Origin of the sequence: Micromonospora sagamiensis, assembly GCF_014680085.1 — a bacterium.
Classification (GTDB): Bacteria; Actinomycetota; Actinomycetes; order Mycobacteriales; family Micromonosporaceae; genus Micromonospora; species Micromonospora inyonensis.
The window spans coordinates 469,389-496,260 of record NZ_AP023438.1 but is presented as its reverse complement, the minus strand read 5'-3'; the positions used below and the strand labels follow the sequence as shown (position 1 = coordinate 496,260).

General features: G+C 72.6%; 22 protein-coding genes. 14 read left to right on the top strand and 8 right to left on the bottom strand.

All coding sequences use genetic code 11. The features are described from left to right. Positions 1-94: 94 nt before the first annotated feature. Both IGA62_RS01835 and IGA62_RS01830 read right to left on the bottom strand, forming a co-directional pair. The gene (locus tag IGA62_RS01835; protein WP_145816806.1) at positions 95-856 is read right to left on the bottom strand and encodes a VOC family protein; all 762 of its coding nucleotides are present in this window, start codon (positions 854-856) and stop codon (positions 95-97) included. Continuing rightward, entirely contained in the window at positions 853-1,431 is a 579-nt protein-coding gene (locus tag IGA62_RS01830; RefSeq protein ID WP_145816808.1) for a DsbA family protein, read from the bottom strand. Before IGA62_RS01830 ends, IGA62_RS01835 begins: the two co-directional genes overlap by 4 nt. Positions 1,432-1,670: 239 nt before the next feature. Between IGA62_RS01830 and IGA62_RS01825 the strand changes: the two genes are divergently transcribed. The 4 genes from IGA62_RS01825 to IGA62_RS01810 are packed head-to-tail and all read left to right on the top strand — an operon-like array spanning position 1,671 to position 5,938. Next, positions 1,671-2,957, top strand: coding sequence for an ABC transporter substrate-binding protein (locus tag IGA62_RS01825; RefSeq protein ID WP_145816810.1), 1,287 nt, complete (start codon positions 1,671-1,673; stop codon positions 2,955-2,957). Beyond that, positions 2,954-3,886, top strand: coding sequence for a carbohydrate ABC transporter permease (locus IGA62_RS01820; protein ID WP_145816812.1), 933 nt, complete (start codon positions 2,954-2,956; stop codon positions 3,884-3,886). The genes IGA62_RS01825 and IGA62_RS01820 overlap by 4 nt, the downstream gene beginning before the upstream one ends. A gap of 1 nt (position 3,887) precedes the next feature. Beyond that, on the top strand, positions 3,888-4,721 hold the full coding sequence (locus tag IGA62_RS01815) for a carbohydrate ABC transporter permease (RefSeq protein WP_145816814.1): 834 nt from the start codon (positions 3,888-3,890) through the stop codon (positions 4,719-4,721). A gap of 11 nt (positions 4,722-4,732) precedes the next feature. Continuing rightward, positions 4,733-5,938 carry an ABC transporter ATP-binding protein gene (locus IGA62_RS01810; RefSeq protein ID WP_145816816.1) on the top strand — a complete coding sequence of 402 codons (1,206 nt, stop codon included), beginning with the start codon at positions 4,733-4,735 and terminating at the stop codon, positions 5,936-5,938. A gap of 89 nt (positions 5,939-6,027) precedes the next feature. On the opposite strand, the gene IGA62_RS01805 is transcribed toward IGA62_RS01810, so the two are convergent. Beyond that, positions 6,028-6,786, bottom strand: coding sequence for a YsnF/AvaK domain-containing protein (locus IGA62_RS01805; protein WP_091460485.1), 759 nt, complete (start codon positions 6,784-6,786; stop codon positions 6,028-6,030). A 237-nt stretch (positions 6,787-7,023) separates the two neighbouring features. Here IGA62_RS01805 and IGA62_RS01800 point away from each other — a divergent pair, with 237 nt between their 5' ends. After that, positions 7,024-7,422, top strand: coding sequence for a DUF4190 domain-containing protein (locus IGA62_RS01800; RefSeq protein WP_145816820.1), 399 nt, complete (start codon positions 7,024-7,026; stop codon positions 7,420-7,422). 113 nt (positions 7,423-7,535) lie between these two features. Next, positions 7,536-8,855: an O-antigen ligase family protein gene (locus IGA62_RS01795; RefSeq protein WP_232624854.1), complete on the top strand. Its 1,320-nt coding sequence runs from the start codon at positions 7,536-7,538 to the stop codon at positions 8,853-8,855. Between the two features lie 227 nt (positions 8,856-9,082). On the opposite strand, the gene IGA62_RS01790 is transcribed toward IGA62_RS01795, so the two are convergent. Then, a complete protein-coding gene (locus IGA62_RS01790; RefSeq protein WP_198501192.1) occupies positions 9,083-9,571 on the bottom strand; it encodes a GNAT family N-acetyltransferase in 489 nt (162 codons plus the stop codon). A 98-nt stretch (positions 9,572-9,669) separates the two neighbouring features. Here IGA62_RS01790 and wrbA point away from each other — a divergent pair, with 98 nt between their 5' ends. Next, positions 9,670-10,287 (top strand): NAD(P)H:quinone oxidoreductase, encoded by a 618-nt coding sequence (gene wrbA / locus IGA62_RS01785; RefSeq protein ID WP_145816824.1) that lies wholly within the window; start codon positions 9,670-9,672, stop codon positions 10,285-10,287. 63 nt (positions 10,288-10,350) lie between these two features. Here wrbA and IGA62_RS01780 read toward each other — a convergent pair whose 3' ends face one another. After that, entirely contained in the window at positions 10,351-12,246 is a 1,896-nt protein-coding gene (locus IGA62_RS01780; RefSeq protein WP_145816827.1) for a chorismate-binding protein, read from the bottom strand. 255 nt (positions 12,247-12,501) lie between these two features. On the opposite strand from IGA62_RS01780, the gene IGA62_RS01775 reads away from it, so the two are divergent. From IGA62_RS01775 to IGA62_RS01765, 3 genes are all read left to right on the top strand, one after another. After that, the gene (locus IGA62_RS01775) at positions 12,502-13,896 is read left to right on the top strand and encodes a gluconokinase (RefSeq protein ID WP_145816829.1); all 1,395 of its coding nucleotides are present in this window, start codon (positions 12,502-12,504) and stop codon (positions 13,894-13,896) included. A gap of 216 nt (positions 13,897-14,112) precedes the next feature. Then, positions 14,113-16,641, top strand: coding sequence for a sensor histidine kinase (locus tag IGA62_RS01770; protein ID WP_232624853.1), 2,529 nt, complete (start codon positions 14,113-14,115; stop codon positions 16,639-16,641). Further along, complete coding sequence (locus IGA62_RS01765) at positions 16,641-17,060, top strand: roadblock/LC7 domain-containing protein (protein ID WP_244948702.1); 420 nt, start codon at positions 16,641-16,643, stop codon at positions 17,058-17,060. The genes IGA62_RS01770 and IGA62_RS01765 overlap by 1 nt, the downstream gene beginning before the upstream one ends. A gap of 112 nt (positions 17,061-17,172) precedes the next feature. On the opposite strand, the gene IGA62_RS01760 is transcribed toward IGA62_RS01765, so the two are convergent. Continuing rightward, positions 17,173-18,687, bottom strand: coding sequence for a GH1 family beta-glucosidase (locus IGA62_RS01760; protein WP_145816836.1), 1,515 nt, complete (start codon positions 18,685-18,687; stop codon positions 17,173-17,175). Positions 18,688-19,587: 900 nt separating this feature from the next. Here IGA62_RS01760 and IGA62_RS01755 point away from each other — a divergent pair. After that, the gene (locus IGA62_RS01755; protein WP_186500228.1) at positions 19,588-22,482 is read left to right on the top strand and encodes a glycoside hydrolase family 48 protein; all 2,895 of its coding nucleotides are present in this window, start codon (positions 19,588-19,590) and stop codon (positions 22,480-22,482) included. Positions 22,483-22,862: 380 nt separating this feature from the next. On the opposite strand, the gene IGA62_RS01750 is transcribed toward IGA62_RS01755, so the two are convergent. Further along, positions 22,863-23,558, bottom strand: a complete 696-nt coding sequence (locus IGA62_RS01750; RefSeq protein WP_145816840.1) for a DUF3159 domain-containing protein — start codon at positions 23,556-23,558, stop codon at positions 22,863-22,865. A 146-nt stretch (positions 23,559-23,704) separates the two neighbouring features. On the opposite strand from IGA62_RS01750, the gene IGA62_RS01745 reads away from it, so the two are divergent. Then, on the top strand, positions 23,705-24,532 hold the full coding sequence (locus IGA62_RS01745; protein ID WP_186500235.1) for a phosphatase PAP2 family protein: 828 nt from the start codon (positions 23,705-23,707) through the stop codon (positions 24,530-24,532). A 46-nt stretch (positions 24,533-24,578) separates the two neighbouring features. Here IGA62_RS01745 and IGA62_RS01740 read toward each other — a convergent pair whose 3' ends face one another. Then, a complete protein-coding gene (locus IGA62_RS01740) occupies positions 24,579-25,031 on the bottom strand; it encodes a YbhB/YbcL family Raf kinase inhibitor-like protein (RefSeq protein ID WP_145816844.1) in 453 nt (150 codons plus the stop codon). Positions 25,032-25,104: 73 nt separating this feature from the next. Here IGA62_RS01740 and IGA62_RS01735 point away from each other — a divergent pair, with 73 nt between their 5' ends. Together IGA62_RS01735 and IGA62_RS01730 are read left to right on the top strand one after the other, a co-directional pair. Further along, positions 25,105-25,776, top strand: coding sequence for a maleylpyruvate isomerase N-terminal domain-containing protein (locus IGA62_RS01735; RefSeq protein WP_145816846.1), 672 nt, complete (start codon positions 25,105-25,107; stop codon positions 25,774-25,776). 93 nt (positions 25,777-25,869) lie between these two features. Beyond that, positions 25,870-26,871 carry an LLM class F420-dependent oxidoreductase gene (locus IGA62_RS01730; protein WP_145821859.1) on the top strand — a complete coding sequence of 334 codons (1,002 nt, stop codon included), beginning with the start codon at positions 25,870-25,872 and terminating at the stop codon, positions 26,869-26,871. The last annotated feature ends 1 nt before the right edge of the window (position 26,872 follow it).

Below are 26,872 nucleotides of genomic sequence, written 5' to 3'. Positions count from 1 at the left end.
CGGCACCTCCTCTGCTGGGATCCTGCCCAACCGGAGGCGCGCGGGATGGACGATTCCGCGATCGTCCACCGTTCGGGGCGGCGAGGGGCGCCGCTCAGCGCTGCGGGGCGAAGGCGCAGAACTCGTTGCCCTCCGGGTCGGTCAGGATCCACCAGTCGATGTCGTCGTCCGGTTCGCGCAGCAGGGTCGCCCCGGCGTCGAGCAGCGCCGTGCAGTCGTCGCCGGTGAGGTCGACGTCCCAGTGCAGCCGGTTCTTGACCGACTTCGGTTCGGGCACCGGGGCGAAGACCCAGTACTCCCAGGGGAAGCCGGCAGCGCCGACGACCGAGGCGGCCCCGTCGCCGTCGTGGTCGACCCGTCCGCCGAGCACCCCCGCCCACCAGGTCGCCTGGGCGGTGGCGTCCCGGGCGTCGACGACCAGCTCGAACGGGCCGGGCGTGCTCCCGAACGGACCGGGCGCGGTGTCCGGCCGCGGCGCGAAGGCGCAGAACTCGTTGCCGTCCGGGTCGGCGAGCACCCACCAGGCGACCTCGTCGTCGGGCTCCCGGAGTAGCCGCGCCCCGGCCGCCAGCAGGCCGGCCGGATCGGGCCGGTCCATCCGCAGGTCGAGGTGGGCACGCGTCTTGCCGGTACGCGGTTCCGGGACCCGGTTGACCCAGATCGACTCCGGTCCGGGTCGGCCGTCGACCCGGGTGTCCCCGTCGCGCAGGTCGACCAGGTCGCCGCCGAGGATCCGGGCCCAGAAGTCACCGAGGGCGTGCGGGTCGACGGCGTCCAGGCAGAGGTCCTTGAACCGGGCGAGCGACGGCTCGCCTCCGGAAACCCGCTGCGGGGCCCGGCCGGGGGCGGCGGTCACCGCCGGCCCCGCTTGATCTCGTGGAAGGTGGGCATCCGCACCAGCGGGAGCAGCGAGTCCCACAGCAGCAGGGCCTCGTCGGTGCCGGGCACCTCGGTCACGATCGGCCCGTGCACGCCCCGCTCGGCGTCCGGCAGGGTCAGCACCGGCGAGCCGATGTCCGGGCCCGCCGAGGCGTACGCCAGCGCGTGCGACTGCCGTACCGCCTCGTCCCAGCGGTCGTCGTCGAGGGCTGGCGCGTCTGCCTGGAGACCGGCCGCGTCGACCGCCCCGGTGACCGCCGGGTCGGCCAGCGGGCTGCCGACGTCGTGGCTACGCGCGCCGAGTTCGGCGTAGAAGCGGGCGATGTCGTCGCCGCGTCCCTCGGCGCGCAGCGCCTCGACCAGCCGCAGGGCCCGGCTGGAGGCGGCGAGCGCCTCGGCGAACCGCGGGGCGACCCGCCCCTCGTTGAGGATGGCGAGGCTGAACGCCCGCCACTCGATCCGCAGGTTGCGTGCCTGACCCACGGTCACCAGCCACCGGGAGGTGCGCCAGGTGTGCGGGCAGGCCGGGTCGAAGAAGAAGGTGACGTCCATCGGCCGAGCGTAGACGCCTCCGGAACACCCCGCAGGTCTGAGGTTTCGTCCGCTCCTGTCCGGTTATCGGGGGACCGGGATCACTCAGGTTTCGCTACGCGGCGTTACGGGCAGTGAGGGGCCACGAAACGCCCGCGGGGCGACCGGCGATCCGCAACCGCTGCCGTCCCGCATCGTCTCGCCGCGCGCCGGGGCGCGGTTTCTTCCCCGGTACGGCCGTAGGAGAGGGGGAGGGGCGAATGAGCGAGCCTGACGGTGCCGGCGTCCGGCGCCGGTCCCGGGGCCGCGCGGTGGCGGTGGCCACCGCGTTGACGCTGCTGGTGCCGACCGCCGCGTGCAGTTCCGGCGGGGACGGCGGACCGCCGACGATCAACCTGTACTACCCGCCCGAGCAGAACCTGCAGAAGGTGGTCGACGACTGCAACGCCCAGGCGCAGGGCCGGTACCGCATCGCGTACCAGGTGCTGCCCCGACAGGCCGACGAGCAGCGGGTGCAGATGGTCCGGCGGCTCGCCGCGCAGGACAGCGGCATGGACGTGCTCGGCCTCGACGTGACCTGGACCCAGGAGTTCGCCAGCGCGGACTGGATCCGGGAGTGGACCGGCGAGGACCGGGCCGAGGTCGAGCGGGGCACCCTGGAGGGCCCGCTCGCGACGGCCCGCTACGAGGACAAGCTCTTCGCCGCGCCGAAGAACACCAACGTCCAGCTGCTGTGGTACCGCGCCGACCTGGTGCCGCAGCCGCCGAGGACCTGGGACGAGATGATCGAGCAGGCCCGCGCGCTGAAGGACCAGGGCAAGCCGTACCAGGTGCTCACGATGGGCGCGCAGTACGAGGGCCTGGTCGTCCTCTACAACACCATGGTCGCCAGCGCGGGCGGCGAGATCGTCAGCTCCGACGGCGAGAAGGCCGTGATGGACGCCGGCGCGGTGCGCGCCCTGGAACAGCTCAAGCGGCTGGCCACCTCGGGGGTGGTCTCCGCGTCGTTCAGCAACGCCACCGAGGATCCGGTCCGGTTGGAGTTCCAGTCCGGCAACGGCGCCTTCCAGGTCAACTGGCCCTTCGTCTACCCGGCGTTGCAGGAGGCCGACCCGGAGCTGGCCAAGCAGGTCAAGTGGGCCCGGTACCCGGGCGTCGACGCGAACACGCCGAGCCGGGCCACCATCGGCGGGATCAACATGGCGGTCAGCGCCTACTCGAAGTACCCGGAGGAGTCCTTCGACGCGGCCAGGTGCATCCGCAACGAGCAGAACCAGAAGTTCTCCGCCGTGAACGACGGGGTGCCCCCGACCATCGAGGCGGTCTACGACGACCCGGAGATGGCCGAGGCGTACCCGATGAAGGAGACGATCCTGGAGGAGCTGAAGGAGCCGGCGACCCGTCCGCTCACCCCGGCCTACCAGAGCATCTCCACGGTGATGTCGGCGATCCTCTCCCCGCCGTCCGCCGTCGACCCCGAGCGGACCGCGAACGAGCTGCGTGGGGCGGTCTCCGACGCCCTGGAGTCGAAGGGGGTGCTGCCGTGAACCGGCACCGCGAGCGGCGGCTCGGTGCCGCCGACGGTCGGGCCGCGCTGAGCGAGAACAAGCGGGCCGAGCGACGGTTGGGCTGGCTGCTGTGTGCCCCAGCGGCGCTGGTCATGGTCGCGGTGACCGCGTACCCGATCCTCTACTCGGTGTGGCTGTCGTTGCAGCGCTTCGACCTGCGCTTCCCCGACGAGCGGGAGTTCGTGGGGCTGGAGAACTACGCCACCGTGCTGACCAACGAGTTCTGGTGGACGGCGTTCGGCGTGACCATGCTGATCACGGTGGTCACGGTCGCCGTCGAACTGGTGCTCGGCATGGGGCTGGCGATCCTCATGCACCGGACGCTGGTCGGCCGGGGCATCGTCCGGACGTCCGCGCTGATCCCGTACGGGATCGTGACGGTGGTGGCCGCGTTCTCCTGGCGGTACGCCTGGACGCCCGGTACCGGCTACCTGGCGAACCTGTTCGGCGAGGGCGCCCCGCTGACCGAGCGGGCCAGCTCGCTGGCGATCATCATGCTCGCCGAGATCTGGAAGACCACCCCGTTCATGGCGCTGCTGCTGATGGCGGGTCTGGCGCTGGTGCCGGAGGACCTGCTCAAGGCGGCCTCCACCGACGGCGCGACCGCCTGGCAGCGGTTCACCAAGGTGATGCTGCCGGTGATGAAGCCGGCGATCCTGGTCGCCCTGCTGTTCCGCACGCTCGACGCGTTCCGGGTCTTCGACAACATCTACGTGCTCACCGCGGGCGGCAACGAGACCTCGTCGGTGTCGATGCTGACCTACAACAACCTGATGCGGGGGCTGAACCTCGGCATCGGGTCGACGATGTCGGTGCTGATCTTCCTCACCGTGGCGGTCATCGCCTTCGTCTTCGTGAAGCTGTTCGGTACCGCTGCTCCCGGCAGCGACGAGGGGGAGAGGCGCTGAGATGGCCGACACCACCACCCGCGCGAAGCTGCGTTGGGGCCTGCTGGACGTCATCGTCGTCGTCTTCGCGCTGATCCCGGTGCTGTGGATCGTGTCGCTGTCGTTGAAGACCCCGGCGACGCTCACCGACGGGAAGTTCATCCCCCGGGAGTGGACCCTAGAGAACTACCGGACGATCTTCCAGACCGACCAGTTCGTCCGGGCGCTGGTCAACTCGATCGGGATCGCCCTGATCGCCACGTTCATCGCGGTGGTTCTCGGCGCGATGGCCGCGTACGCGATCTCCCGGCTGGACTTCCCGGGCAAGCGGCTGCTGGTCGGGGTCTCCCTACTGATCGCGATGTTCCCGCAGGTGTCCCTGGTGTCGCCGCTGTTCGAGATCGAACGCCAGCTCGGCATCTTCGACACCTGGCCGGGGCTGATCCTGCCGTACATCACGTTCGCGCTGCCGCTGGCGATCTACACGCTGTCGGCGTTCTTCAAGCAGATCCCGTGGGACCTGGAGAAGGCGGCGAAGATGGACGGCGCGACGCAGGGGCAGGCGTTCCGGCGGGTCATCGCCCCGCTCGCCGCGCCGGGACTGTTCACCACGGCGATCCTGGTCTTCATCTTCTGCTGGAACGACTTCCTCTTCGCCGTCTCGCTGACCTCCACGGAGCGGTCCCGGACGGTGCCGGTCGCGCTCTCCTTCTTCACCGGCGAGTCGCAGTTCGAGGACCCCACCGGGGCGATCTGCGCCGCCGCCGTGCTGATCACCATTCCGATCATCCTCTTCGTCCTCTTCTTCCAGCGCCGCATCGTCTCCGGCCTGACCAACGGCGCCGTCAAGGGATAGGTGAACTCCTCGTGGCTGACATCGTGCTCGACAAGGTGAGCAAGAAGTTCCCGGACGGCACCGTCGCCGTCGCGGACATCGACCTGGAAATCGCCGACGGCGAGTTCGTGATCTTGGTCGGTCCCTCCGGCTGCGGCAAGTCCACCACCCTCAACATGATCGCCGGGCTGGAGGACATCAGCTCCGGTGAGCTGCGCATCGACGGGCAGCGGGTCAACGACAAGGCTCCCCGGGACCGGGACATCGCGATGGTGTTCCAGTCGTACGCGCTGTACCCGAACATGACGGTCCGGGAGAACATGGCCTTCCCGCTGCGGCTGGCGAAGCTGGACAAGCAGACCATCGACCAGAAGGTGCAGGAGGCGGCGAAGGCCCTGGAGCTGACCGCCCTGCTGGACCGCAAGCCGGCCAACCTCTCCGGTGGCCAGCGGCAGCGGGTGGCGATGGGCCGGGCGATCGTCCGGCAGCCGAAGGCGTTCCTGATGGACGAGCCGCTGTCGAACCTGGACGCCAAGCTGCGGGTGCAGATGCGCACCGTGGTCTCCCGCCTACAGAAGAAGCTCGCCACCACCACCGTCTACGTCACCCACGACCAGACCGAGGCGATGACCCTCGGCGACCGGGTAGTGATCATGCGGGGCGGGGCGATCCAGCAGGTCGGGCCGCCGCAGGAGCTGTACGACCACCCGCGCAACCTCTTCGTCGCCGGGTTCATCGGCTCGCCGTCGATGAACTTCCTGCACGCGGCGGTCGAGGACGGACGACTGCGCACCGCGCTCGGCGACCTGCCGATCGGCGACCGGGTCCGGCGCGAGCTGGAGGGCGGCAACGCCCCTCGGGAGCTGATCCTCGGTATCCGGCCGGAGCACTTCGAGGACGCCGAACTGGTCGACGACGACACCCGCCGACGGGGCATGGAGTTCGAGGCTCCGGTGGACATCGTCGAGTCGATGGGTTCGGACAAGTACGTCTACTTCACCGTCGAGGGGGAGCGGGCCAGCGCGGCCGAGCTGGAGGAGTTGGCCGCCGACAGTGGCGCGGACTTCGCCGGTGCCGGCTCCAGCCTGGTGACCCGGCTGTCGGCCGAGTCGACCGTGGCCGAGGGGGAGAACCGGCGGGTCTGGTTCAACCTGGAGAAGATCCACCTGTTCGACCCGACCAACGGGCGCAACCTCACCCTGCACGAGGGGCGTTCGGGGGGTGCGCTCGGCGGCTGAGGTGCCTGCAGGGGCCCCCTGCTCACGCTTTTTGGTGAGCAGGGGGCCCCTCCTCACACCCGACTGGGGGCGCGAGGTGCCGGCGTCGGTCAGGCGCGCCGGCGACTTGCCTGCGGGATCTCGGCGTCGATCCGCTCGCGGCGTACCCGCTCGTCGATCGGCTGGTCCTCGACGACCTCGTCCCGGGCCAGCCGGACCCGCTCGACCGGGATCTGGTCCTTGCGGACCACCGGGTGCTCACGCCGCAGCGTCAGCTCCCGCTCCGCCTCGCCGATGTCCGGGCGCGCGTCCCGGTCGGCCGAGGTGATCGGCGTGCGCTCCACCCGCACCTCGTCGTGCTCGACCGGCACGGTGGTGTGCACGTCCTCGGTGACGACGTACTTGCGCAGTCGGGCGGTGCCCGCCGGCTCGCTCTCCGTGCCGACCCGCAGCCGCTCCTCGGAGCGGATGAGGTCCTGCTGGTCGTGCGCCGCACGACGCCCCTGCGGTCCCGGCTTGGGCGGCTGCGGCTTCGGCTTCGGCGCCGACTGCTGGCCCATGCCGTAGTGCGTGTAGAGCTGGGCGATCTGGTCGGCGCCCAGTGGTTCGTCGGTGCCGGCGTCGACCGTCGGCGCGCTCTTGACGGTCGCCTTGTCGTACGGCACCGACAGACGGCCCTCCTGCATCCGGGCCGTGGTGAGCGGGGCCATCGACTCGTGATGCCCCATGACACCCGTTTTCACGCTGACCCAGGTGGGCTCCCCGGCGGCGTCGGCCCACACCTGGCCCACGCTGCCGATCCGGGCGCCCGACCGGTCCTGGACGTCCTGGCCGTACAGCGAACGGATCTGCTGTTCGGTGAGATTCACTGGTCGTCCTCCTCTCGGGTTCAGGGCCCGGTTACCCGGCGGCCCCCGGCCCACACCCGCCGACGCCGCCGGATCGGGCCGCACCCGCCGACGCTGCCGGATCGGGCCGCACCCGCCGACGCTGCCGGATCGGCTCCGCCGGTGGCGTCGGAGCACCGGGACCGGACGCATAAGCGCCACCGCAACGGGGATCCGCCGCGCCGAGAGGCTTGCGGTGAACACGAGGAAAGGACAGACATGACCACGTCCAAGCGACCCGTCCGTGGCGCTCCCCGACCGCCCGACCACCCGATGCAGGCCCAGCCCACGGCTGGCGTGAAGACCAGCGCTGCGGCGACGTTCGCCCTGGTCTTCGGTGTTTCCGCGCTGATCAGCGTGCTGACCGCCATCCTGGCGACGGTCGGCCTGGTGCTCGGCATCATCGGCATCGTCCTCGGTGTGGTCGGGTTGCGGATGGCCACGCGACCAGGAGTGACCGGACGCGGGGTCGCGATCGGCGGCCTGGTGCTGAGCATCCTGGCCGTGCTGCTGGCCCTGGCGCTGGCCGCCGGGATCAGTACGTTCCTCAACAACGAGAACGCGGTCGACCGCCTCGAACGGCGGGTCACCGACCTGCGCGACGATCTGCCCCGCTGAGTCGACGTCGCCGGGGCGTGGGGGCACCCACGCCCGGCGGGGCGTCCCCGGCACGCCCGCCCCGGCGACCGGCACTGTGGTCCCGCTGTCGGGCACGGGATAGGTTGCCTCCTGTGACCGCTCCCCGTCCGACGCCGCCGCTCGGGGCCCGGCCCCCGGTCGACCCCGACGCCGAGCCGTCCAGTCGTCCCGGCCTGCCCGTCTGGCCCCTGTACCTGATGTTCGGGCTGGCGCTGGTCTGGTGGCTGCTCGGCGGGCTCTACCTGCTCTGGGCGCCGTTGGCGGTGGTGCTGGCGGCGGTCCTGCTGGTCCACGGCCGGGTACGCCTGCCCACCGGGTCCGCGCTCTGGATGCTGCTGGTGGCGCTCATGGCGCTCAGTTTCCTCCGGCTCGGCGGCAACGGACTGGTCGGTTACGTGCTGCGGTTCGGGTTCGTGGTGGCGGCGTTCATCGTCTACCTCTACGTCTACAACGCCGCCCGGAACGGGGTGTCGTGGCAGGCGTTGTTCCATCCGTTCTGCCTGTTCTGGCTGACGGTGGTGGCTCTGGGCTGGCTCGCGGTGATCGCCCCGAAGCTCTCCCTGACCACCCCGGTCGAGATGCTGCTGCCCCGCAGCATCTCGGGGGAGCGGATGGTGCAGGCGTTGACCCACCTCAAGGCCACCGAGCACAACCCGTTGAGTCGTAACCCGTACTACCGGACGGCAGCGCCGTACCCGTACACCAACAACTGGGGCACCGGATTCGCGGTGATGGTGCCGTGTGTGCTGGCGTACATCACGTCGTTCCGGCGCGGGCTGATGCGGACCGCGCTGATCGTGTCGCTGCCGTTGGCGCTGGTGCCGGCCTTCCTCACCCTGAACCGGGGCATGTTCGTCGGGGTGGGCATCGGGCTGTGCTACGTCGGCGTGCGCGCGTTGCTCCGTGGCGACGTGCGCATCATCGCCTCGATCGCGGGGGTGGCGGTCCTGGCCGTCCTGGTGACGTTCTTCGTGCCGGTCGGCGACCTGATCAGCAACCGGGTGGAGAACACCGACTCGACCACCGACCGGTTGGACATCTACCGCCGCACGCTCGTCGCCGTCGCGGAGTCACCGCTGCTGGGGTACGGCGCCCCGCAGTTCGTGGACACCATCAAGGTGGCGGAGCCACTCGGTACGCAGGGCCAGATCTGGCTGATCATGTACAGCCACGGGATCCCCGCGTTCCTCGCGCTGGTGCTGTTCTTCGTCGTCGTGGCGCGACGGCTGGCCACCGCCGTCTCGCCGGGGGGTGTCTGGCTCAGCGCGGTGCCCGTGGTGGCGTTGGGGGTGACCCCGTTCTACGGCTACACCGACATCAACCTGTCCGTGATGTTCTTCGCGATCGGTCTGGCGATGGCGGCTGTCGACGGCCCGGTCAACCGGCCCACGCTCTGGTCGACGCGGACCTGAGCGGGCGCGGTGACCCTGGGCGCCCCCTGATCGCGCTCCGCCAGCACCGGGCTGACGGAGCGCGATCCCCCGTTCAGGTTCGCCGACGCGCGGTTGGCGGGTGACGTTCACCGGCATCGATGGAAAAAGCATCGCGCCGGAGGGACCGGACGGCTGCCGCGCGGGTCGGAACTTGCGCAAAACTTGAGCACAAATCCATCGATGAAGGTCAAGGCCGGTGCGGGTGTTCAGAGTGGCCGGTACATCACCAGCAGGTCCGCGTAGCGGCCGTCGGGCAGGCGGAAGCCCTCCGGCACCCGGCCGACCACCTCGAAACCGAGCGACCGCCACAGCCCGACCGCCCGGGTGTTGGTCGCGACCACCGCGTTGAACTGCATCCCCCGGTAGCCCTCGGCACGGGCCAGGTCGAGCACGTGCGCGCCGAGGGCGCGGCCGACCCCCCGACCGGCGGCGGCCGGGTCGACCATGAAGCTGGCGTTGGCCACGTGCGCCCCCGGCCCGGCCTGGTTCGGCAGGACCTTCGCCGAGCCGAGCACCGTGCCGTCCGGGTCGACCGCGACGACCGTCCGGGCCGGTGGTGGCGGCATCCACAGCTGCCGGGCCCGCTCCTCGGTCACGTCCCGGGGCCAGGTGTAGGTGTCCCCGGCCGCGACGATCTCCCGCAGGAAGGGCCAGATCCCCGGCCAGTCCCCGGGGTCGGCGTCCCTGATCAGCATGGCGACGAGCATGCCAGCCCGGCCCGGGGATCCGCACGGCGTTTTGCGCCGCGACCACCGGGTAGTCGCCCGCGCGGATCAGCAGAAGGAGGGCCCAGATGGACGGCCGGATCAAGGCAGCGGTGATCTACTACAGCGCGACGGGCATCACGTACCAGATGGCGCAGGCGGCGTGCGAGGCCGCCGGTGAGGCCGGTGCCGAGGTGCGGCTGCGGAAGGTGCGTGAGCTGGCGCCCGAGGAGGCGATCCGGTCGAACTCCGGCTGGCACGCCCACCACCTGGAGACCCAGGACGTGCCCGAGGTCCAGCTCGACGACCTCTCCTGGGCCGACGTCCTGATCTTCGGCTCACCCACCCGGTACGGCATGATCGCCGCGCAGCTGAAGCAGTTCATCGACACCAGCGGCCCGCTCTGGGCGCAGGGCGCGCTGGCCGACAAGGTCTACACCGGGTTCTGCACCACCGCGACCGCGCACGGGGGCCAGGAGGCCACGCTGCTGTCGCTGTACACCGTCTTCTACCACTGGGGCGGGATCGTGGTCACCCCCGGCTACACCGATCCCAGCCAGTTCGTCGCCGGGAACCCCTACGGCGCTTCGCACACCAGCAACAACGGCGAGACCGCCCCGGACGACGTCGCGCTGACCGCGACGGCGCTGACCGCGAAGCGGGCGGTGCAGGTGGCTGCCCGGCTGCGCCAGGGCACGGCGGGATGACCGGTGACCGGTGGCCCGGACGGGGGCTCTCGACCCGTCCGGAACCACCGGTCGGGTCCTGCCCTACCCCCGTCGCGGCGAAGTATGCGCCGGTGCCGGCAGCAGGTGCCCGAGCAGGTCGGCCAGCACCGTCAGGCCGTCGGTGCTGAGGACCGACTCCGGGTGGAACTGCACCCCGGCCAGACCCGGGCCGCGCACCGCGTGCACGGCACCGTCCGCCCGGTCCCGGGCCACCTCCACCGGCCCGTACGCGGTGTCCAGCCGGTCGGTGTCGGCCAACGCGGTGAACGTCGAGTAGAACCCCACCCGTGCGACCGTGCCGAACAGCCCCACCTCCCGCTGGAGCCCCTGGTAGGGGGCTTCGCGGCGGTGCAGCTGGAGCCCGAGCAGGCCGCAGAGGAGCTGGTGGCCGAGGCAGACCGCCAGGGTCGGGCGGCCGGCGTCCAGCAGGGTGCCCAAGGTGGCCCGCAGCGCCACCATCTTGTCGCCGTCGGCGCGCGGGTCACCCGGGCCGGGTCCCACCACCACGAGGTCGTGGCCGTCGACCGGGCCGGGCCGGTGCCAGGGGCGCAGCTCGACGGCGAGGCCGAGCGCGGTGAGCTGGTGGGCGAGCATCCCGGTGAAGGTGTCCTCACCGTCGACGATCAACGCCCGGTGGCGGGGCGGGGCCGCCGCCGGGGCGCGCTGGTCCAGCCAGAATCGGGCCAGCCGGCCGTTGCGGGCGGCCAGCGCGGCGCGGACGTCGGGGTCGTCGGCGAGGCGGGCCACCGGCTCCGGGCCGGGTGTCGGGGCGTCCGGGCGCAGGCCGAGCGCGGCGAGCACCCCGGCGGCCTTGGCGTACGTCTCGGCCACCTCACCCGCAGCGGTGGAGTGGCGCACCAGCGTGGCCCCGACCGGCACCCGCAGCTCGCCGTCAGCGGTGAACTCGGCGGTGCGGATGAGGATCGGCGCGTCCAGCGTCTGCCGCCCCTCGGCGTCCCGGCCGAGCAGCGCCAGCACACCGGCGTAGTAGCGGCGGCCGGTGCGCTCGTGGCGGGCGATGACCCGGCAGGCGTTCTCGATCGGGCTGCCGGTGACGGTCGGCGCGAACATCGTCTCCCGCAGCACCTCCCGGACGTCCCGGGTGCCCCGGCCGGCGAGCAGGTACTCGGTGTGCGCGAGGTGGGCCATCTCCTTCAGGTACGGCCCGACCACCTGCCCGCCCCGTTCCGCCACGGTGGCCATCATCTTCAGTTCCTCGTCGAGCACCATGTACAGCTCCTCGACCTCCTTGTCGTCGGCGAGGAACCGCAGCAGCGCGTCCCGGTCGGCGACCCCGCCGGAGTACCGGAAGGTGCCGCTGATCGGGTTCATCATCACCAGCCCGTCGTCGACGCTGACGTGCCGTTCCGGGGTGGCGCCCACCAGGATCCGGGTGCCGGTGTGCACCAGGAAGGTCCAGTACGCGCCCCGTTCGGCGACCAGCAGCCGGCGCAGTGCGGCCAGCGCCGCCACCAGGGGCGGCCCCTGCACCCGGGCCCGCAGGGTGCGGTGGACGACGAAGTTCGCCCCCTCGCCGCGCCCGATCTCGTCGCGCAACACCCGGTCGACGATCGCGGCGTACTCGTCGTCGTCGAGGTCGAACGCCGCCCCGGAGGTGACCACCGGAGTGTCCGGCAGGGCGCGCAGTGCCTCGGTCAGGGTGCTGCGCCCCTGTCCGGTGATCTCCAGGCACTCCAGCGGCGTGCCGTCGTCGACGCAGGCGAAACCCCGTTCGGTGATCTGCCGGTACGGGACCAGGGCGAGGGTCCGGGGGCCGGGGCCGTCGTCGGGCAGCGGGATGTCGGCGAGCCGCCCGACCGGGCGTACCGGCCCGGTGAACAGCTCGAGGTGGTCGCCGCCCGCGCGGCGCAGGAGCGCGAAGGGGCCGGGATCACCGCCGGCGGCCACGACAGCGGTCAGGGTGGTGAGGTCGGTCATCGGGGTGGGCTCCTCGGGCCGGGGGCCGCCGGTGGGCGTCCGGGGCCGGTGGGAGCACCGGTGGCCGCCTCGGGGGCGGCCACGTGGGAAGTTACCCGCGCTCGGGGACCGCCAGGTCGGCGGGCCACCAGGAGGTCAGGTGCGCGGTCACGTCCGTCAGCCTACGCGGTGACGGCGTCGCCGGGGAAGCTCGGACTTCCCCGGCGGGACGTGGTCAGGCGTCGGCGGGCGGCCGGGCGGGTACGGTGACCGGCGATGAACATTCTCGCTCTGGACCTGGGCACCTCGTCGGTGCGCGGGCTCGTGCTCGACGAGCGGACCGCCCCGCTGCCCGGCGCGCTGGCCCGGCGCAAGATGCGACTGGCGGTCGACGACGACGGCGCGGGCACGCTGGACGGCCCCGGCTACCTGGCCTGCCTCGTCGAGTGTCTGGACGAGTTGCAGGCCGCCGGGCACCTGCGCGACGTCAGCCTGGTCGCGGTGAGCGCGCAGTGGCACTCGGTGCTGCCGCTGGACGCCGCCGGTGCGCCGCTCGGGCCGGTGCTGACCTGGCTGGACACCCGCCCGGAGCCACCCGCGGACCGGTCCGGACCGGCCGACGCCGAGGCGTTCCACCAGCGCACCGGCACCTGGTGGCACCGCTGCTACTGGACGGTGCGCCTGCCGTGGCTACGGGACCGGGTGCCGGCGGTCCGGTTCGTCGGGCTGGCCGAGTACGTCCTCGGCGCACTGCTCGGCGAGGTGCCGATGTCCGTGTCGCAGGCGTCCGGCACGGGCCTGCTCGACCTGCGCACCCTCGACTGGGACGCCGAGGCGTGCGAGCTGGCCGGCGTGCGGGGCGGGGAACTGCCGGCGCTGGCCCCGGCCGGCTGGCGGGGTGGGCTGCTGCCGGAGTTCGGCCGGCGCTGGCCGGGGCTGGCCGGTGCGGCGTGGAGCGCGCCGATCGGCGACGGCGCGGCGTCCAACGTCGGGTCGGGCTGTGTCGACCCCCGCCGGGCCGCGGTCACGGTCGGGACGTCCGCGGCGGTGCGACTGATCCAGTCGGCCCCGGCCGGCGTACCGCTGCCGCCCCTGCCCGGCGGGCTGTGGCGCTACCGGGTCGACCACGAGCACGTGGTCACCGGTGCCGCCTACTCCTCCGGTGGCAACCTGTTCGCCTGGGCGAACCGGGAGCTGCGGCTGCCGGCGGGCGCGGAGCTGGACGCCGCCCTGGACCGGGTCCCGCCCGACGGCGGCGTGCCGGCCGACCCCCGCTTCGGCGGCGACCGGCCGCCCGGCCTCGCCCCGGCCGCCTCGGGGAAACTGCATGGCCTGGCTTTCTCGACCACCGCCGTGGAGATCCTGGCCGGGTTGATGGTCGGGGTCTGTTCTCGGGTCGCCGACGACCTCGCCGCGATCGAGTCCACCGTGGACCACCCGGTGGAGGTGGTGCTCGGTGGGGGAGCGGTGACCGCGTCGCCCTGGTGGCGGCGGGCTTTCGCCTCCGCGCTGGCTCCCCGCACGGTCCGGCACGAACCGAACCCGGAGATCGGCGCGACGGGGGCTGCCCTGGTCGCCCTCGGCCGGTTGGCGGATCCGGCCGACCCTACGGGCATCGGCCGGACGGATGATCAGCCGTCACCGGGGCCGGCAGGAGGATTACGTCCCTGAGTCTGTCGTCAGGCTGGACCGTTGACAGTAGGTTCTGGCCTGGTTGGATGGACTCCGCTCCCCGGCTCGCGGCGGACGCGAGGTACGTAGGAGGCGTGTGTGGGGACCGGCCCGGACCCGGCGGACAGCGCGGTGTCGAACCACCGGCGACGCCGACTCGACGTCCGGGTGGTACCACACCGGCGTCGGTCCCCGTTCCGCCTGCGGGACTGGCGGATGGGGACCAAACTGGCCACTGTGCTGATCATCCCGTCGGTGGCGTTCCTCGTGCTGGCCGGCGTCCAGACCCGGGGTCTGGTCGGTCAGGCCGGCGTGCTCAACGAGTTCGCCGAGCAGGTGACGATCGGTCGGGAGATCACCGACATGGTGCACCAGCTCCAGCAGGAGCGGGACCGCTCCGCGGGCGAGCTGGCGGGGACCCGCGTGAACGGGGCGGAGACGGTGCGCAGCGACCCGGTGGCCACGCTCAAGCCGTTGCAGGCCGCGACGGACGCGGCGATGCAGCGGCTCCGGCGGGCCGCCGAACCGCTGGCGGACTCCGACGCGGCGTGGCGGGTGACGTACTCGGAGGTCCTGGAGGCGTACGAGCAGGTCGCCTACATCCGATCGGCGATCGCCCCGGGGGTGCTCAGCAGCGAGACGATCCTGGGCAACTACAACCGGCTCATCGACGAGCTACTCAGCCTCCTGGCCGAGCCGTCGCCGGGTCCGGACGCGCCCGCGCTCAGCGACGCCGTGCTGCGCTACGTGCAGCTCGCCCGGGTCAAGGAGCTGGCCTCCCGGATCCGGGCCCAGCTCTACGTCGCCGGCCGCGCCGGCCGGTACGGGGTGGAGGACCAGGTCCTCCTGACCGACCTGCGGGCCCAGCAGCTCACCGCGCTGGGTGCCTTCCGGGTGGCGGCGACCCCCGACCAGATCCGCCGCTACGACCAGACCTCGCTGGACCCGGCCTTCGTGTCGGCGACCCGGCTTGAGGAGCAGAGTCTGCCGGTGGGCGGCGCCGATCCGGCCGTCCTGCCGGCGACCCAGTGGTGGGCGGCCAGCGAGCAGCGCCACGAGCTGCTGCGGCAGGTCGAGGCGGGAGTGCTGGAGGACGCGGTGACCCAGGCCGCCGAGGCGCGCGGGGCGCAGCTGCGGCAGACCCTGCTGGTGCTCGGCGCGATCGTCGCGGTGCTGCTGGTGGCACTGCTGATCTCGATGCTGATCGGCCGGTCGATCGCCCGGTCCATGCGGTTGCTACGCGGCCAGGCGCTGCGGATCGCCCAGCTCGAACTCCCCGAGACGCTGGAACGCCTGCGGACGGTCACCGGTGGGGTGCCCGAGATCGAGGTCGCCCCGGCGGTGGTCCGCTCGCTGGACGAGATCGGTGAACTGGCCGAGGCGTTCGTCGCGGTGCACCGCAGCGCGGTCAGCGTCGCGATGGAGCAGGCGACGATGCGCCGCAACGTCAACGCCATGTTCGTCAACCTGGCCCGGCGCAGTCAGGTGCTGGTCGAGCGGCAGTTGGAGCTGCTGGACGAGTTGGAACGGGAGGAGAGCGACCCGGACCAGCTGGAGAACCTGTTCAAGCTGGACCACCTGGCCGCCCGGATGCGTCGTAACGACGAGAGCCTGCTGGTGCTCTCCGGCTCGGACTCGCGCCGCCGGTGGAACCAGCCCGTCGGGTTGGACGCCGTGCTGCTCGCCGCCGGTGCCGAGATCGAGCAGTACCAGCGGGTGCGGCACGAGTCCGTGGCCGACCTGTACGTCGTCGGGCACGCGGTGGGGGAGCTGGTGCACCTCCTGGCCGAGCTGCTGGAGAACGCCACCGCGTTCTCCCGGAAGGACACCGTCGTGCGGGTGAACGCCCGCGCGGTGGCCGGCGGCGCGGTCGTCGAGATCGCCGACGAGGGGCTGGGCATGAGCCCGTCGGCGCTGGCGCAGACGAACCGGCTGCTGGCCAGCCCACCGCTGGCCGACGTGGCGGCGTCCGAGCGGATGGGGTTGTTCGTGGTGGGGCACCTGGCCGCCCGCCACGACATCGAGGTGCGGCTCTGCGACGGACGGCGGGAGGGGCTGGTCGCCCGGGTGACGCTGCCCGCGGTGCTGTTGGCGTCGGCTCCCGAGCGGGACGTGCACGCCCCGGCGTCGCGGCGGATGCTGACCGCCGCGGTGGCCGGCGCGGCGGGCGCGGCTCCGGTGGCCCGGCGCACCGGCCGGGGTGCGGGTGCGGGTGCGGCCCTGCGCCCCACCGGCCCCAGCGGACCCAGCGGCACCGCCGGCACCGACCCGGGGGCCGAGCCCCGGCCGGCCGAGCTTCCGGTCGCCGGGCGGCGGCCGGACCCGTCGACCGGGCCACGACCGGTGCCCACGCGGGCCGAGGACGTCCTCGCCCCGGCGAACGGTGCGGCGGCGTCGGGAACGAGCAGCTGGTGGTCGCGGAAGGGGCCGCCGGCCGCCACCTCGGGCGTCGGGACGCCGACACCGCCGGCCACTCCGGTGACCGGCGGGGTGAACGCACGCGGCCTGCCGGTGCGGGTGCCGATGGCGCAGCTCGCCGCGGTGACCCGGTCGGCGCAACCGGCCGCGCCCCCGCCCCGGCACGATCCGGATCCGGAGGCGGTCGGCGGCATGCTGTCCCGGCTCTACCGCGGGGTGCGCCGGGCCGAGGCCGAGGACGACACCAGGGAGATCACCATGCCGGACGACACCCGGGAGATTCCCGTGCCGCCGACCGGCGTGCGCAGCGAAGGGGAGCAACATTGATGACGCTGAGTCAAGAGGCACGTGATCTGAGCTGGCTGGTCAGCGCGTTCACCGAACGGGTGCCCGGTGTCGCGCACGCGATCGTGGTCTCCTCCGACGGGTTGCTGGTGGCGATCTCCGACCACCTGCCCCGGGACAACGCCGACAAGCTGGCCGCGGTGACCTCCGGACTGATGAGCATCACGGCCGGGGCGGCCCAGATGTTCGACGGCGACATCGTCAAGCAGACGGTGGTGGAGATGGGCCGGGGCTACTTCCTCGTCATGCAGATCCGTGACGGCTCGATCCTGGCCACCCTGGCGGCGGGGGACGCGGACATCGGCGTGGTCGGGTACGAGATGGCCCGGCTGGCCAAGCAGGCCGGCGAGATGCTGACCCCGGCACTGCGGGCGGAGTTGCAGCAGGCGCTGCCGCGCTGACGGGCGGTGGGCCGGCGTCGGTGGGTGCCGTACGCCGGCCCGTGGCCGTGGGCCGGGGTGACCACGACGGGCCCGTCGCCTGTTCCGCCGGGCCCGTCCCCGCGACACGCGTTCAGATCGCGTTGTCGGCGATCACCTGGCGGTACCAGTGGGCGCTGCGCTTGGGGACCCGGCGCTGGGTGGCGTAGTCGACGTAGATCAGGCCCCAGCGCTGGGCGTAGCCCTGCTCCCACTCGAAGTTGTCCATCAGCGACCACACGTGGTAGCTCTCCAGCGGTACCCCGGCCGCGATGGCCCGGTGGGCGGCGGCGAGGTGGTCACGGAGGAACGAGACCCGACCGGCGTCGTCGACGGTGCCGTCGGCGGCGAGGGCGTCGGGGGTGGGCAGCCCGTTCTCGGTGACCGTGATCGGCACCGGGCCGTAGTCGCGGGTGACCCGGGTGAGGATGTCGTACATCCCGTCGGGGAAGATCTGCTGCCAGGCGGCCACCGAGGTGGGCCAGCGCCGTTCGGTTCCCCCGGTCGCGGTGACGTAGATCGGGGTGTAGTACTGGACGGCCAGCAGGTCCACCGGGCTGGAGATGGCCGCCAGGTCGCCGTCGCGGATGCCACGGGCGAGTCGGCTGTCGGGGCCGAGGTCGGCGAGGACGTCGGCCGGGTAGCTGCCGGTGAAGATCGGGTCGAGGTAGAGGCGGTTCTCGTACCCGTCGTAGAGGCGGGTCGCCTCGGCGGTGGCGACCGAGTCGTCGGCCGGGTAGCACGGGTGCAGGTTGAGCGCGGGGCCGATCCGGCTGCGGCTGCCGGTGTCGCGCAGCTGCCGGACGGCGAGGCCGTGGGCGAGCTGGAGGTGGTGGGCGACCATGTAGGCGGCATCGGTGTCCCGCCGGCCGGGGGCGTGGTGACCGATGATGTAGCCGTTCTGCACCACGGTCTTCGGCTCGTTCACCGTCAGCCAGGTGGGCACCTGTGCGCCGAGGGTGTCGAAGACGGTACGGGCGTAGTCGGCGAAGCGGTGGGCGGTGTCCCGGTTCTCCCAGCCGCCGGTGTCCTGGAGGGCCTGCGGCAGGTCCCAGTGGTAGAGCGTGGCCATCGGCGTGATGCCGCGTTCGAGCAGGCCGTCGACGAGGCGGCGGTAGAAGTCGAGACCGCGCTGGTTGGGCGCGCCGGTGCCGTCGGGCTGGACGCGTGGCCAGGCGATGGAGAAGCGGTAGCTGCGCAGCCCGAGGTCGCGCATCAGGTCGAGGTCGGCGGGGTAGCGGTGGTAGTGGTCGGCGGCGACGTCGCCGGTGTCGCCGCCGTGGGTGCGGCCGGGCGTGCGGCTGAAGGTGTCCCAGATCGATTCGCCCCGGCCGTCGTCCTTGGCCGCGCCCTCGATCTGGTACGCCGAGGTCGCCGCGCCCCAGCCGAAGTCCGGTGGGAACTCCAGGCCGAGCCGGGCGTCGGCCGCCGTGTGCGGCGTGGGGTGGGTGTCGGTGAGCGTGGCGGTGCCCGGTGCGGGATCCGGGAGGGGGACGTCCCCGGCGGGCTCGGTGGCCGCCGGGGCGACCGGGGTCGCGGTCAGCTCGGCTCCGGCGGCGACACCGGCGGGGGCGGCGCCCTGCGACGGGCGCTGCGTGACTATCGACATAGGACGTTCTCCTCGTGGATGGGGCCCCGCCACCGAGCGGCCGGGAGCGCTCCCAGCATAGGGTAGGGTGAGCCGGCCGCGCTGCGCCTGACGGCTCCGGTGCTGGTCGCGGCAGGTGGGGGCGGGGCGGGGATCGCGGCGTCGCGGATCGTGCGGGAACCGATCCGGGCGGCAACAGCGAACGAGGCCGTCCGGGCGGCGCGCGCGCCAGTCCCGTCGGCCTCTTTTCCCTACGTGGGTGGGGGTCTAGTGTGTGGGGACGGGGAGGGCAACCCCCGTCCCCACATCTGGTGCATGTGCACGTACGAGCGGAATGGGCGTCCTGTCGTACGTGCCGCGCGGGAGCCGGGCCACGCGAGTGGCTCTGGTTCCACCTCCCTTCACAGTGGATGAGATCCGGCTGTCGGCGGAGTCCGGGCTGGCCCGCCGTCAGCCGTCGGGCTGTGCCGGACCATTCCCGGGAGAACGGTCCGGAGTGGACGAGTAGTGCGTGAGCATCATCGATGGAAGCGCTCCCATCGATGATGCCGACTGTAACGCCCGTCACCGCTTTGTGAAAGCCCCAAAATGAGATCGAAACATTTTGGGGCGCCCACCTGCGGCGATGCGTGCCGGCCACCGGCCGTTCACTCCCGGTCTTGTTACGGGAGCGCTCCCATGCCACACTGCGACTACGCGGAGCCAGAACGCGCGAGCGGGTCGCCGAGGGCAGCCGGTCACCGACCGGACGGCACCCCGACGACGGGACGGGCGACTCGCTCGCCGTCCCCGTAGCCCGGTCCGGGCGGGCCGACCCCATCACCGCGCCTCCCACCCCCGCGCACCTGTCGCGTGGAGGCGCCCGCCGCGGGCCCCACCGGCCCCGGCCTGGTCCGAGGAGACATCGCGCTCATGAGACAACTGGCCAGACGTCGCCGCCTGGCGATGCTCGCCGCCACCACGCTGGCCATCGGTGGGGTCGCCCTGCCGGCCGGCGTCGCGCAGGCCGCTCCGGCCTGCGACGTGGTCTACGCGACCAGCGACTGGAACAACGGCTTCACCGCCAACGTCACCATCAAGAACCTCGGTGACCCGATCAACGGCTGGACGCTCAAGTTCAACTTCCCCTCCGGTCAGCAGCTTCTCCAGGGCTGGTCGGCCAGGTGGAGCCAGTCCGGCACCGAGGTGACCGCCACCAACGAGTCGTACAACGGCAGCCTGCCGACCGGCGCGTCCACCAGCATCGGCTTCAACGGCAGTCACACCGGGACCAACACGAAGCCCACGTCGTTCTCGATCAACGGGGTGACCTGCGGCGGGGTCGGCAACCCGCAGCCGCCGACGGTGGCGCTGTCCGTGCCGGCCGGGCCGTTCGAGGCGCCGGCCGACGTGCCGCTGAGCGCGACCGCCAGCGACCCGGACGGCACCATCAGCAAGGTCGAGTTCTACCGCAACGGCCTGCTGGTCAACACCGACACCACCGCGCCGTACGGCTACACCCTGGAGGACCTGCCCGCCGGCAGCTACACCGTCCAGGCCAAGGCGTACGACAACGCCAACCTGACCGCGACCGCCGAGAAGGCGTTCACGGTGTCCCCGGGCAGCGGCCCGGTGCTGGTGGCCACCCCGTCGGCGGTGAGCGTGAACGAGGGCGGCAGCTCCACGGTCAACCTCAAGCTCAGCGGCCTGCCGTCGGCGAACGTGCCGGTGACCCTCGCCCGCACCGGTGACACCGACGTGTCCGTCGCCCCGACCTCGGTGACGCTGACCCCGAGCAACTGGAACACCGGCGTCAACGTCACGGTCAGCGCGGCGGAGGACTCCGACACCGCCGGGGGCACCGCCACCATCACCGCCTCGGCGACCGGCTACGCCCCGCTGGCGATCACCGCGACCGAGATCGACAACGACACCCCGGGCGGTGACAACACCTGGGTGGCGCGCTTCCTCGAGCAGTACGGCAAGATCAAGAACTCGGGGTACTTCAGCCCCGAGGGCGTGCCGTACCACTCGGTCGAGACGCTGATCGTCGAGGCGCCCGACCACGGGCACGAGACCACCAGCGAGGCGTTCAGCTTCTGGCTCTGGCTGGAGGCCAACTACGGCCGGGTCACCCAGAACTGGGCCCCGTTCAACAACGCCTGGACGGTGATGGAGAAGTACATCATCCCGTCGCACGCCGACCAGCCCACCGCGGGGGCCCCGGGCACCCCGCAGTACGCCGCCGAGCACGACCTGCCCAGCCAGTACCCGTCCCAGCTCGAGCCGAACGTGCCGGTCGGGCAGGACCCGCTGCGCAGCGAACTCCAGGCCGCCTACGGCACCGGTGACATCTACGGCATGCACTGGCTGCTCGACGTCGACAACGTCTACGGCTACGGCCGCTGCGGTGACGGCACCACCAAGCCGGCGTACATCAACACCTTCCAGCGGGGCACCCAGGAGTCGGTCTGGGAGACCGTCCCGCAGCCGTCCTGCGACACCTTCAAGCACGGCGGCCAGTACGGCTACCTGGACCTGTTCATCAAGGAGCAGAACGCCCCGGCCAAGCAGTGGAAGTACACCAACGCGCCGGACGCCGACGCCCGTGCCGTGCAGGCCGCGTACTGGGCCCTGACCTGGGCCAAGGAGCAGGGCAAGGCGGCCGACGTGGCGGCCACCGTGGCCAAGGCCGCCAAGATGGGCGACTACCTGCGCTACGCCATGTTCGACAAGTACTTCAAGAAGATCGGCAACTGCGTCGGGGCCTCCACCTGCCCGGCCGGCAGCGGCAAGGACTCCGCGCACTACCTGATGTCCTGGTACTACGCCTGGGGTGGTGCGTACGAGACCAACCAGAACTGGTCGTGGCGGATCGGCTCCAGCCACAACCACTTCGGCTACCAGAACCCGTTCGCGGCCTGGGCGCTGACCAACGTCAACGAGCTCAAGCCGAAGTCCCCGACCGCGACCACGGACTGGGAGAAGAGCTTCGAGCGGCAGCTGGAGTTCTACACCTGGCTCCAGTCCGCCGAGGGCGGCATCGCCGGTGGCGCGACCAACAGCTGGGGCGGCAACTACGGCCAGCCGCCGGCCGGTACGGCCACCTTCTACGGCATGTACTACGACGTCGACCCGGTCTACAACGACCCGCCGTCGAACCAGTGGTTCGGCATGCAGGCCTGGTCGATGCAGCGCATCGCCGAGCTGTACCTGGTCACCGGCAACACCAAGGCCAAGGCGCTGCTCGACAAGTGGGTGCCGTGGGCCATCGCCAACACCACCGTCGGCGCGAACTGGTCGATCCCGTCGGACATGAAGTGGACCGGCCAGCCGAACAACTGGAACCCGACCAGCCCGCAGCCGAACACCAACCTGCACGTCGAGGTCACCGTCAAGGGCCAGGACGTCGGCGTCGCCGCCGCCTACGCCCGGACGCTGATCGCCTACGCGGCCAAGTCGGGCAACGTGGCGGCCAAGAACACCGCCAAGGGCCTGCTGGACGCGCTGCACGCGGCCAGCGACGCCAAGGGCGTCTCGATGCCGGAGAAGCGCGGCGACTACCGGCGCTTCGACGACGTCTACGACGCCAGCACCGGCCAGGGCCTCTACATCCCGCAGGGCTGGAGCGGCAGGATGGCCAACGGTGACGCCATCGCCCCGGGCAAGAGCTTCGTCGACATCCGGTCCTTCTACAAGAACGACCCCGACTGGCCGAAGGTCGAGGCGTACCTGAAGGGCGGCCCGGAGCCCACGTTCAACTACCACCGGTTCTGGGCGCAGGCCGACGTCGCCATGGCGTACGCCGACTACGGCCACCTGTTCCCGAACGGCTGATCCACCGGGCGGGCGCTCCGGCGCCCGCCCGAGCCACCGACTCTCCCGGGTGGACGGTGTCCACCCGGGAGCAGGACCGGGCCGACGAGGGGATCAGCGGCCCGGTCCATGCGGGACGCCCGACTTCCACACCTCGGGCGGTGGTGGGCCGGCCGGTCGGCACAGCGCCGGCCCACCACACCCGTCCCGAGGCGTCGTCTCCTTCCCGCGAGGCGGAAAACCTGCCGGATGCGGGGGGACAGGAAGCCCGCGACGGAGTACCGTAGGTCGCGGAGAGGCCGCTCCCCCCGTGGCGGCCTCTCCCTTTTCGGTTACCGGTCTCCTCACGAGCCCCTGACCGCGAGATCGTCGCCCGGTCCACCGCGGACCGGGGACGACGTTCAGGGACGGGGTGGGTCCGCGTCCGGCGGTACGACCGGGTGCCGCAGCCCCGGATGCCCGGCCGGCAACGACCGGCGCACCACGAACCAGCTCGCCGCCAGCACCGCGGCCACCAGTGGCCAGGACAGCACCACCCGGGCGACCACCAGCGCGACCACCTGCCCACCGAGGTACAGCGGCAGGAAGACGGCCACCCGCAGCGCGTACGACGCCGCCCACGCCCAACTGCCCCGACCGTACGCGCGCAGCAGCGCCGGGTCGCGCCGCCAGCGGGTCCGCTGCCCCAGCGCCACGCCGACCAGCACGCCGAGCAGCGGCCAACGCACCACGATGCTGACCACCCAGGCCAGCGCGCTGGACACGTTGGCGAGCACCTGGAGCAGGAAGAAGTCGGTCGCCCGCCCGGTCCGCAGGGCGATCAGCGCGGCCACGCAGACCGCGAGCAGCCCGATGAGCACCGACCGGGGCCGGTCGCCCCGGCGCAGCCGCCACCCGGCGACCGCCGCCCCGGTGAGCAGCGCCGCGATGACTCCGCCCCACAGCGAGTCCCCGCCCAGCAGCCATCCCACGCCGAAGGCGAGCGGGGGCAGGGTGGCGTCCACCGCGCCCCGGCGCCCGCCGAGCAGGTCGGCCAGGGACTCCGGCCCCGGCTGGTCAGGCGCGGGCGGCCGATCGGTCTGTGGTGTACCGGTCACCGTCACCTCCTGCTCGACACCGTCCCAACTTAGCGCCGAGCCGTCGTCGGCCCACCGGTCGGGCCGGCCGTACGAGGCGCTACCGTGTCCGGGTGCGAGGGTCGGCGAGGGTCTGGACCGGGGCGTGGCTGGTGCTGCTGGCGGTCATGCACGTCCTGGCGCTGCTCGCGATCTGGCGGCTCGCCCTGCACACCCAGACCGGCCAGTGGCTGGACACGGTCGCGCTGACCGGTAACCAGATCGGGCAGGACCGCATCGACGAGCCCGTCGACCGGGTGCTCAACGCGGTGTCCGTGGTGTCCCTGCTGGCGGCCACCGCGGTGATCGGGTTCATCGCGCTGCTGCGCCGGCGGATCGCCCTGGCGCTCACCGCCACCGCGCTGATCGTCGGCGCGAACGTCACCACCCAGCTGCTCAAGCGTGGCCTCGACCGGCCCGAGTACGGCATCGACCCGCAGCGGGCCGAGGTCGGCAACAGCCTGCCCAGCGGGCACGCCTGCGTGGCCGCCTCGGTGGCGGTCGCGCTGGTCCTCGTCCTGCCCCGCAAGGTCCGGGTGCTCGGTGCGTTCCTCGGCGCCGGATACGCCGCCGTGAACGGGGTCGCCACCCTCTCGGCCGGCTGGCACCGCCCCAGCGACGCGGTCGCCGCGTTCCTGGTCGTGGGCGGCTGGGCGGCTCTCGGCGGGCTGCTGCTGCTGTTCACCCAGCGGGAGCAGGCCCAGGTCGAACCGGCCGACTCACACCGCACGGCGGCCCTGGTGCTGGGCATCGCCGGCCTGGTCGCGATCATCGTCGCGGTGGTCGCGCTGGCCTGGCTCGACGGCCAGCCCGAGGCGCCGGTGGGCGATCTCAGCCGGCGGCCCCTCTTCGTCGGGTACGCCGGCAGCGCCGCCGGCATCGTCGGAGCGATGGGTGTGGTGATGGCGTTGGTGCTCGCCTCGGTGCACCGGCTGGTGCCCCGGGTCAAGGGCTGACCACCGCCGGGCCGACCCGCCCGGCGGTGTCGCGGATGGATGCGAATCAGCGGTAGAAGGTGCCGACCGTCGTCCCGCTGGCGATCTCCTGGCCGGCGAGCGCGCGGTGCACGTCCGGCGCGTGCGGGGTCGCCGGCAGCTCCAGCTCCCGGTCCAGCGCGTACAGGCGGAAGAAGTACCGGTGCGCCTCCTCACCCTGCGGCGGGTGCGGCCCGGACCAGCCCGTCTCGCCGAAGTCGTTCGGCCACTCCCGGCCGCCCACCGGCACCGCGCCCTCGTCCGTCCCGCCGGAGGCGGGGTCGATCCCGGTCACCAGCCAGTGCAGGAACGGTGTCCTCCCGGCGTCCGGGTCCTCCACCAGCAGCACCAACTCCCGCGTCGAGTCGGGGACCTCGGCCCACTGCAACGGCGGCGACACGTTGCCGCCGTCCCGGGAGAACCGCCCCGGCAACAGGTCGTGGTCGTTGAACGCCGTGCTCCGCAGCATGATGCCGGCCATCGCACCTCCCCTTCCTCGTCCGGCCGCGGGTACCCGCCAGATCCGCGCCGAAACGGCGTGAGAGGGTACGCCGGTGACCCTGGTGCAGGTGGCGTTCCGCGACGAGTGCGCGCAGCTCGGCGCGGTCCTGCGCACCCTCGACGACGCCGACCTCGACCGGCCCACCGGCTGCCCGCCCTGGACCGTCCGGGAACTCCTCGCGCACGTACGCACCGGCGTCGGCCGGCTCACCGGCATGCTCGCCGCTCCCGCCCCGCCCCGGGCGGAGGTCGGCGCCGCCGACTACTTCGGGGCGGCCAAGTTCACCCCGTCGGTGGACGCCGACCGGGTCGCCGACGCCCGTCGGGAGGCCGCCGCGCTGCCCGACCGCGACGTCCTGGCCGCCGACTTCGACCGGGCCTGGCGGGCCACCGACGCCGCCGTCCGTGCGCAGCCGCCCGGACGGTTGGTCCGCACCCGGCACGGCGACGCGATGACCCTGGCCGACTTCCTGACCACCCGGGTGGTCGAGGTCGGTGTGCACGGCCTCGACCTGGCCGCCGCGCTGGGGCGTACCCCCTGGTTGACCCCCACCGCGGCGGAGGTCGTCGCCGGGCTGCTCACCGGCGGCCGGGAGATCCCCGCAGGTCTGGCCTGGGACCGGTTGACCCTGGTCGACCGGCTCGCCGGGCGCTCCCCGCTGACCGAACCGGAACGGGCCCTGCTGGCCGCCGCCGGGTTCCGGAGGCTCCCTTTCGCCGGCTGACCGGCCCGGTCGGTGCCGTTCAGGGGCCATGGAGGGATCTTGCCGTCACCGGGGGTTCGGCGGGACGATCGTCCGGTGACGAATCGATGGGGTATGACGGTCCCGCTCACCGGTGTGCCGCTGGCCGACCACGCCGCGGTCTACGCGGCCCTGGACCGGGCCGGGTTCACCGACGTGTGGTCCGCCGAGGTCAACGGCACCGACGCGGTCACGCCGCTGGCGCTCGCCGCCGCCTGGCAACCCCGGTTACGCCTCGGCACGGCGGTGACGCCGGTGTTCACCCGGGGGCCCGGGCTGCTGGCGATGAGCGCGGCGTCGCTGGCGGAGGCCGCACCCGGACGGTTCAGCCTCGGCATCGGCGCGTCCTCGCCGACGGTGGTGCGGGACTGGAACGCGGTGCCCTTCACCGAGCCGTTCCGGCGCACCCGGGACATGCTGCGCTTCCTGCGGGCGGCACTGCGCGGCGAGACGGTCGACGAGGTCTACGACACGTTCACCGTCCGCCGGTTCCGGCTGGAACGGCCGCCCGCCGTGCCGCCGCCGGTCCTGATCGCCGCCCTGCGGCCGGGGATGCTCCGGCTGGCCGCCGCCGAGGCCGACGGGGTGATCCTCAACTGGCTGGCCGCTGACGACGTGCCCACCGTCGTCGCCGCGGCCGGTGAGCGGCGGCCCGGTTTCGAGGTGGCCGCCCGGATCTTCGTGTGCCCCACCGAGGACGCCGACTACGCCCGTACCCTCGGCCGCCGCCTGATCACCAGCTACCTGACCGTCCCGGCGTACGCGGAGTTCCACCGCTGGCTGGGCCGGGAGCCGGTGCTCGGCGGGATGTGGCGGGCCTGGGCGGCGGGCGACCGGCGCGGCGCGGCCGCGGCGGTGCCCGACGAGCTGGTCGACGCGCTGATCCTGCACGGTTCGCCGGAGGCATGTCGGGCCGGCGTGCGCCGGTACGCCGAGGCCGGTGTGGACGTGCCGGTGCTGGCCCTGCTGCCCACCCCGGAGCTGACCGCCGGGGGTGCGCCGGCCCTGGCCACCCTGGTCAGCCGGCTCGGCCCGCCATCCTCGGGTGCCGCCGGGGCCGGGCGGGCGGGGAGCTGAC